General features: G+C 40.3%; 5 protein-coding genes. 1 reads left to right on the top strand and 4 read right to left on the bottom strand.

Annotated elements, in window-relative coordinates; all coding sequences use genetic code 11:
• The first annotated feature begins 2 nt into the window (after nt 1–2).
• On the top strand, nt 3–176 hold the full coding sequence (locus tag AC1DUA_RS34385) for a YheC/YheD family protein (RefSeq protein ID WP_477504011.1): 174 nt from the start codon (nt 3–5) through the stop codon (nt 174–176).
• 105 nt (nt 177–281) lie between these two features.
• Here AC1DUA_RS34385 and AC1DUA_RS34380 read toward each other — a convergent pair whose 3' ends face one another.
• The 4 genes from AC1DUA_RS34380 to AC1DUA_RS34365 all read right to left on the bottom strand — a co-directional run.
• A complete protein-coding gene (locus AC1DUA_RS34380) occupies nt 282–599 on the bottom strand; it encodes a polysaccharide deacetylase family protein (protein ID WP_477504010.1) in 318 nt (105 codons plus the stop codon).
• 195 nt (nt 600–794) lie between these two features.
• Nucleotides 795–1,460 carry a PspA/IM30 family protein gene (locus AC1DUA_RS34375; RefSeq protein ID WP_477504009.1) on the bottom strand — a complete coding sequence of 222 codons (666 nt, stop codon included), beginning with the start codon at nt 1,458–1,460 and terminating at the stop codon, nt 795–797.
• A 1-nt stretch (nt 1,461) separates the two neighbouring features.
• A complete protein-coding gene (locus AC1DUA_RS34370; protein WP_477504008.1) occupies nt 1,462–1,887 on the bottom strand; it encodes an LPXTG cell wall anchor domain-containing protein in 426 nt (141 codons plus the stop codon).
• Nucleotides 1,888–2,015: 128 nt separating this feature from the next.
• Nucleotides 2,016–2,288: sensor histidine kinase (locus AC1DUA_RS34365; protein WP_477504007.1), on the bottom strand; the 273-nt coding region annotated here is incomplete at its 5' end.

Below are 2,288 nucleotides of genomic sequence, written 5' to 3'. Positions count from 1 at the left end.
GTATTGTTCTCGGAGAAAGTTATAGAAGAAAAAAAGCTTTCGGAGTTGATATTGCTATTGATTCAAATATGAAGCCATGGATTCTAGAGATTAATACTGGGCCAGATATGAGTATTTTTAATACGCTTAAAGACAAAACAATGTATAGAAAGATTTTAAGGTATTCAAGATTTTGAACGATCAATTCGATGAACTGAACCTATACGGATGGTATATATGATAAAGATTTTCCACTATTAATTCTGCTTGGTTGCAAACCCTCCCATTAAATCCATTTCTCCTCAACGAAAATTAAACATTGAGCATATTAAATTATCTTGGAGGTGACTTTTGCAAAATGCACATAACTGAGAGTCTTTTAGCGAAAGACACGAAGTTTTTCCCGGGGTCATAAGTGCGTTCGTCCAATGGACATAATTATGAATACCAATCAGATGACTTTCATGATGAATTCGTAGAATGATATCTGGATACTTCTCCGCTTTRGMCCCAAGTACAAARAATGYGGCTTTRATCTGATAWTTGGAGAGAAGRTCCAACAATTGYGGTGTAAACTCTGGATCAGGACCATCGTTTAATAGCGGATAAGCTTCTTTCATTAAATCTATGATTTGAACGTTAGCAAGTCCATGTTGATGACAATACTCTTTAGTCGCGTATGCTGCTAGTTCGTGTCCCGCGCCATAACCCGCTGTAAGCATTAAAATCCTAGGTATTTTTCTTAATTTTCTAAGTATTATGTCAAATAAGACAAGCCAGGACTGAGCATTCTCTGTCCTGGCTTGTCTACGTTGTTAATCTTCTGTTTGCAGCTTTAATTCTTCCAAAGCTTTTTCAATATTGTCTTTGAGGCCTGGATCCAAATATTGCGGTGCGGAACGTTTGACAGGTGATTGAAACCGCTGCATGGCTTCCAATTCTGCTTCAATCAACATTACCTTCTCTTCTGCGCGAGCAAAGCCCTTAGTTACATTGTCAGTTTGAAACGAAACGACGCTTTGAGACATCTCCTTCAAAGAACTTGCCACATTGGCTCGCGACGCTAACAATAAACGACGATGGTTAAATTCTTCAGACTGAACTAGCAATTGAGCGATTCTTTCCTCAAGCACCTTCGTCTGTTCTTGAATAGTAGCGTATTGTGATTGGTATGTTGCCAGTTTTTTCTCTTGCAGCAGTTTTTCCTGAATTGCCAGCTTTGCAATGTGCTCTTCGCCTTGTTTCACAGCAAGCCTAGATTGGCGGTCTCTTTTTTCAATTTGAGTATGGGTCTCGGCAATTAACGCGGCTTGTCTTCTTTCAATGAACAACTGATTCGCTAATGCTTTTTGTCCTTTCGCAAGCTCTAGATCGAATTCCCGCATATATTGATTCACCATATTGAGAGGCTGTTCACACTTATCAATTAGTCCATTCGTCTCCGCTAAGAACAACTCTTTCACTCTTCTAAAGATACCCATATTAGTTCGTCTCCTTTGAATTGGTTTGTTTGTTTTCCCATTGATCCAAGAAATCTGAAGTGGTGATCATGGCATGCGTACTCTTAGTTTTAAGGATACCGCCATCTCTTTTTCTTCGACGAATAATCAAGAACAGAAGTCCAGCTGCTAAGACTGTACCTCCTATCGCCATGCCAGCCGTCATGCCATCATCATGATGCTCATAGCCTCCTTCACGCTTGCCTTTCTCAAGGTTTGCACCTTTACCTGCCAACGCCTTATCGTTACCTTTCGATATATATGGTTGGGCACTTTGTTTAGCATGGTTGAATGCTTCCTTGTAGTCAGGCCTGTCCATCTTTGCTGCTACGCCAACACCGGTTCCGATTACTCCGGCAATCACAGCTATAAGAAACACTTTTTTTATCCAAGGCTTACGTGGTTTCATGTTTCATTCGTCCTTTCGTTTCGTTGTTGTTCTTGTTCTTCACATAAGTAACTATAACTTTGAAAAGTAAAAGTACGGTAAATGAAAAAAAATGCCCTCCTCTTTGCTATCAAGAGTAAGGGCATCGCTTATTCAAAGTATGAGAACTTCGCCGTAAAGGTACTTCCCTGATTTACAACACTCTCAACTTTAATTGTGCCTTGATGGGATTCCACAATCCACTTTGCAATTGATAAACCGAGACCCGCGCTTCCTTCATCCCTAGAACGATGCTTTTCTACCCGATAGAACCGTTCGAATATCCGCTGCTTGTCTTCTATAGGTATGCCAACCCCCGTATCTTTAACTTCGAATATCCGCTGCTTGTCTTCTATAGGTATGCCAACCCCCGTATCTTTAAC

The organism is Paenibacillus sp. 01T422, assembly GCF_056398785.1.
This window is presented reverse-complemented; position numbering and strand designations above follow the sequence as displayed.

Coding starts and splice junctions, on each gene's coding strand:
- AC1DUA_RS34375 (WP_477504009.1), bottom strand. CDS start 1,460: ATGGGTATCTTTAGAAGAGTGAAAGAGTTGTTCTTAGCGGAGACGAAT.
- AC1DUA_RS34370 (WP_477504008.1), bottom strand. CDS start 1,887: ATGAAACCACGTAAGCCTTGGATAAAAAAAGTGTTTCTTATAGCTGTG.